A 4,647-nucleotide genomic window follows, 5' to 3' on the forward strand; every position below is an offset into this window, starting at 1 on the left:
CGCGTCGCCGAAGGTCAGTTGCATCGTCATCGTCCTGGTGCCTCTGTGCGATTGTCGCAGGATCAGGGGGAGTTGTTCAGAGTTTCCTTAGAGGATGACACGGTGGCGGCTCTGCGGGATGCCGTAATCGTCAGCCTCGATCACATAGTCGTTGGGGTCGAGCTCCTTCCCTTCGGTCTTGTGGACCACCAGCGAGCGGACCTCGTAGCTGAGATTCCCCCGCGGCGATTTGAGGTCGGCGAGGATTTTTTCGAAAATGCGCTTGCCCGAGTTCGTGGAGTTGAGCATTCCCTTGACGTTCTCCGTTACGAAGAGGGCGGGGGCGAACTCCTGGATGATCCGCAGATATTCGGTGTAGAGGAAGTGCTTGGCGTCGGCCTCGAATTTCTTCGGGTCCTTACGGCGTAGGCGCGACCGCCCCGCCATCGAGTACGCCTGGCACGGGGCCGCCAATGAGTACCCAGTCGGTCTGCGTACCCAGAACCTCCTTAGACTCAACTTCCAAGTGCAACACCCCGCCTTGACGTAGGGTAGCGGCATGGGCACACAGTACAGGCACCTGGGTTCCGAAGAACGCGCTTTGCTTCAAATTGAACTCGGTAACGGAATGAGCATCAACTCCATTGCAAGGCGACTCAATCGCAGTGCGTCCACCCTGTCGCGCGAGATAAGGCGACAGGGCGAACCTGTCTATGCGGCAACCAGCGCAGCCAGCAACTATCGGCTGCGCCGCAGAGCGTGCGTTCGAAGGCGCCGGCTTGTTGAAGGCAGTGCGCTCTTTCAGCAGGTGCGTGACGACTTGGTTCTGTATCGTTGGTCGCCCCAGCAAATTGCTGCCAAGCTCAAGGCCATGCATCCGGATGATCCAAGTCAACGCGTGAGTCACGAAACAATCTACGCCGCTATCTACGCGCATCCGCGTGGTGGTTTGAAGAAAGAGCTTGTGGAGGCGCTTCGTCAGCACAAGCCGACGCGAGGCTTGCGCCGTACAACCGCTGCCAAGCGCACGTGGGTGCCGGAGGAGCTGCGTATCGTCCATCGGCCTGAAGAGGTGGCGCAGCGCTTGATTCCTGGGCACTGGGAAGGCGACCTGATCAAAGGGGCTTTCAACCGCTCGTGCGTAGGCACGCTGGTGGAGCGAAAGACGCGCTTTGTGGTGCTGTGCAAGATGGATGGCTGTACTGCACAGGATGCGCTGGAGGGCTTCACGCGACAGATGAAGAAGCTGCCGCGTTTCCTACTGGGAAGCCTCACCTATGACCGCGGAACCGAGATGACGTGTTATCCAGAGCTGATGAAGCGGCTCAACATCGATCTTTGGTTCGCCGATCCACATGCGCCCTGGCAGCGCGGCAGCAATGAGAACACCAACGGCCTGCTGCGCCAGTTCATGCCAAAAGGCGCGGACTTGTCCAAGGCGAGCCAGGAGTATCTCAACAACGTCGCCGACCTGATGAACGCCCGGCCACGGCAGACGCTTGGCTGGAAGACGCCGAACCAGGCGCTGGAAGAAGAGATCGCTCAATTCAACTCACGTGTTGCACTTGCAAGTTGAGACCGCCGACTGTTCGTGCGGATCTCGTCGCTCCTGCCGGAAATCCGTCTGCGGTAGCCATCGAGGAACGGGTCAGGACGGAGGCAAGGATCCGTGAGCTTGAGACAATCCAGGCGACCTTCGATGACGTCGTCGCACGGATGCAATCCCTGGCAAGCACGTTCGGTGAGATTCTCGCGGGGTTGGCTGGCCTACCCAGCGAGAATATGAGTTCCTTGGACACGAAGAAATTTGAGATGCTCACAGCGCTTTTAAGGCAACTCGCTCAGGACTTCGGCTTCTCAACGTTCGATTCGAACGAACTCACGATCGATGAGGACACCTATCGGCCTCAAAAGGAAGGCTACGAGATCGGCTTCGAAACGTCAGCCAGTGACGCAATCCGCTTGAAATGGGCTTATCAGCTCGGATTGTTGGAACTGGGACACCGACATCCTACTCATCACCCCGGAATGCTGCTGTTCGACGAGCCTCGCCAGCAGTCATCGTCAACCGTGAGCTTTGGCAGTTTGCTCAAAAGCGCGGCGGGGCGACAGCGAGCCGATCAGCAAGTAATCGTTTCGACAAGTGAGGATCTAGAGACGCTGAAGGACATCCTGTCAGGCATTGACTGCAAGAAGACGATATTTTCGGGCTACGTTTTAAAACGTCTCCAAGGGGCGGACGTCTGAGCCAACTCGCGGTCGTTTGTTTAGTCCCGCGTCGATCACTGGTTTGTCCTCTCTTCCCCGCAGCCAGTCGATGTCAGGGGTTGGCCACAAGCGGCCATCACGCACGCTCGAACTGCCGAGTTGTGGTACCTAAACCACCGAAGATCGCCTCGGTTAAATGAGTTGGCAAAACCGGGGGGGCAATTTCTTCACGCACCTAATCGATCACGGCAGGCGTGTGTTCGACGAGCGGGTCGATCAGGGTGTCCATTGACTCGCCAGTGTTATCGAGTATACCGTGGCGCTTGCCCAGTTTGATCCAATGCCGGCGGTGAATGTCCTTCATCTTCCAATGCGCATTTTGGGGACGAATGGCTATCGCCAGCTTGATCTTGTGTTCGCAGATCCGGTTCGGGGCCTCGCCGATCGCCGGCCAGGCCTATATCACATCTCATAGCGGCGTGAGCTTTTAGCTATCACCAGGGCGAATAAACAGGCTGAAGTTTTTGGTGTTTCCGTCGGGTGCGCGCGGCATCCACATCAGCAACTGGGCCAGGAACAAAATCCGACTATCCCATTCCGGCTGGAGCGAGGTGGCCAGCATTCCCATGATGCGATTGATGCCCGGCCCGCCATCGGCTTCGGTGGGGTAGCTGTGCGTTTGCAGAAATGCTGCTCCGCAGTCGCGCAGCCACGGGCCAGACAGCCATGCACGATCGAAGCCCGTCACTGGCGTACCTTCATGTCCTCGAACCGCAGCGGTTGGCACTCGGCGACCAGCACGCATAGGCGCGCAGGATGCGCGAGCTCGGCCATTCGTTCTCAATGGACTAGCTTAGGTCGAGCTTCACGTCGCCGACCAAGCCCATCTGGAGCTTGTGGATGTGGCTGGTCGGCGTGGCGCCATGGGGGTAATGCCATGGCCGTCAAAATTGAGCAAAGCGGTTTTTCCTGCGCGCCGGCAATGGAGATCCGCAGATCGCCGTCGGTTGCTTCCTTGATCGCGCGTAAGGCGGCGACATCGTCCCGCGCAATAGGGCTGCCAAATTGGTCTCACTCGTCGGCGTGGCATCAACATGGTCACTCCTGTGGGACTGACGCCATCCGGGAGTGTAGGTCTATCTCTTCGGTGAACATCGCAGATGGGCGATGCATAAATCATCACTGCTTGATCGAGCTTGTTTGGCTGCGGTTTATCTGTATCTAGTTGTACAGCACTATGTTTAGAGATCCAATTCGTCCGGGGGGCATTCCTGGGGGCATTGATAAAAATTTCTTCAGGGTAAATAATTATGAATCAACAATTTACCTGATTAGCCCTGACCATCAGCCGCCTGTCGCAGGATCTGCGCCGCGCTGGGTGGATGCTGCTGTCACCTGAAGCCAACGAGGTGGCGTGATGAGTATCAATGCCGNCCTGATTAGCCCTGACCATCAGCCGCCTGTCGCAGGATCTGCGCCGCGCTGGGTGGATGCTGCTGTCACCTGAAGCCAACGAGGTGGCGTGATGAGTATCAATGCCGTGCAGTTCCAAGCGGGATTGTCGATGCCTGAGTTCTTCGCGTCCTACGGCACCGAAGCCAAGTGCTATCGCGCGCTTTACAAGTGGCGCTGGCCGCAAGGCTTTCGTTGCCCTGTTTGTGCCGGACGCGTGCGCTCGCGTTTCAAGCGGGGTGCTGCGATCTACTACCAATGCAGCGCGTGCCGGCATCAGACCAGCCTGATTGCAGGCACGATGTTCGAAGGCACCAAGCTGCCGCTGCGCACCTGGATGCTGGCGTTGCACCTGCTGACCTCGACCAAAACCAACATGGCCGCGCTGGAGTTGATGCGGCATCTGGGCGTCAACTACAAGACGGCCTGGCGGATGAAACACAAGATCATGCAGGTTATGGCCGAGCGCGAATCCATGCGGAAACTGGCGGGTTTCGTGCAGATCGACGATGCCTATCTCGGCGGCGAGCGTAACGGTGGCAAGGCCGGACGCGGATCGGAGAACAAACAAGCGTTCCTGATTGCGGTGCAGACCGATGCCACCTTCACCGCGCCGCGCTTTGTGGTGATCGAGCCGGTGCGCAGCTTCGACAACACCTCGCTGCAGGACTGGATTGCCCGTCGCTTGGCGCCCGAATGCGAGGTCTACACCGATGGGCTGGCCTGCTTCCGCCGGCTAGAAGACGCCGGCCACGCGCACACCACGCTGGACACTGGCGGTGGTCGTGCCGCGACCGAAACGGCCGGTGCACGTTGGCTCAACGTGGTGCTGGGCAATCTCAAACGCGCCATCAGTGGCGTGTATCACGCCATCGCGCAAGGCAAATACGCAAGGCGTTACCTGGGAGAAGCGGCCTATCGTTTTAATCGTCGATTCCGCTTGCGCGAGATGCTGCCACGACTTGCCACGGCCATGATGCAATCCACACCATGCCCAGAGCCGGTTTT

Annotated in this window: 6 protein-coding genes (1 of these 6 cut by a window edge); 3 read left to right on the plus strand and 3 right to left on the minus strand. The window is 58.5% G+C overall.

Features of this window, described 5'->3' with window-relative positions:
- Positions 1-87: 87 nt before the first annotated feature.
- Entirely contained in the window at positions 88-426 is a 339-nt protein-coding gene (locus XCSCFBP4642_RS0103365) for a DNA cytosine methyltransferase (protein ID WP_029218543.1), read from the minus strand.
- Positions 427-538: 112 nt separating this feature from the next.
- On the opposite strand from XCSCFBP4642_RS0103365, the gene XCSCFBP4642_RS26380 reads away from it, so the two are divergent.
- Both XCSCFBP4642_RS26380 and XCSCFBP4642_RS0103375 read left to right on the plus strand, forming a co-directional pair.
- Positions 539-1,555: an IS30 family transposase gene (locus tag XCSCFBP4642_RS26380; RefSeq protein ID WP_029218148.1), complete on the plus strand. Its 1,017-nt coding sequence runs from the start codon at positions 539-541 to the stop codon at positions 1,553-1,555.
- Positions 1,552-2,226: a hypothetical protein gene (locus XCSCFBP4642_RS0103375; protein WP_029218544.1), complete on the plus strand. Its 675-nt coding sequence runs from the start codon at positions 1,552-1,554 to the stop codon at positions 2,224-2,226. Before XCSCFBP4642_RS26380 ends, XCSCFBP4642_RS0103375 begins: the two co-directional genes overlap by 4 nt.
- 196 nt (positions 2,227-2,422) lie before the next feature.
- On the opposite strand, the gene XCSCFBP4642_RS30370 is transcribed toward XCSCFBP4642_RS0103375, so the two are convergent.
- Positions 2,423-2,551 carry a hypothetical protein gene (locus XCSCFBP4642_RS30370; RefSeq protein WP_266104180.1) on the minus strand — a complete coding sequence of 43 codons (129 nt, stop codon included), beginning with the start codon at positions 2,549-2,551 and terminating at the stop codon, positions 2,423-2,425.
- Between the two features lie 123 nt (positions 2,552-2,674).
- A complete protein-coding gene (locus XCSCFBP4642_RS25755; protein WP_029218545.1) occupies positions 2,675-2,935 on the minus strand; it encodes a hypothetical protein in 261 nt (86 codons plus the stop codon).
- A 777-nt stretch (positions 2,936-3,712) separates the two neighbouring features.
- Between XCSCFBP4642_RS25755 and XCSCFBP4642_RS0103400 the strand changes: the two genes are divergently transcribed.
- A protein-coding gene (locus XCSCFBP4642_RS0103400; RefSeq protein WP_029218546.1) for an IS1595 family transposase crosses the window boundary here: on the plus strand, positions 3,713-4,647 show its 5' portion. The gene runs 40 nt beyond the window's last position; 935 of the gene's 975 nt are visible here — the first part of the coding sequence; its start codon is at positions 3,713-3,715; its stop codon lies beyond the right edge, outside the window.

The sequence above is a fragment of the Xanthomonas cassavae CFBP 4642 genome (assembly GCF_000454545.1).
In the GTDB taxonomy this organism is placed as follows: domain Bacteria; phylum Pseudomonadota; class Gammaproteobacteria; order Xanthomonadales; family Xanthomonadaceae; genus Xanthomonas; species Xanthomonas cassavae.

What these genes read in the sequence shown, in the direction of transcription:
- XCSCFBP4642_RS26380 (WP_029218148.1), top strand. Translation starts at nt 539, where the DNA reads ATGGGCACACAGTACAGGCACCTGGGTTCCGAAGAACGCGCTTTGCTT.
- XCSCFBP4642_RS30370 (WP_266104180.1), bottom strand. Translation starts at nt 2,551, where the DNA reads ATGAAGGACATTCACCGCCGGCATTGGATCAAACTGGGCAAGCGCCAC.
- XCSCFBP4642_RS0103365 (WP_029218543.1), bottom strand. Translation starts at nt 426, where the DNA reads ATGGCGGGGCGGTCGCGCCTACGCCGTAAGGACCCGAAGAAATTCGAG.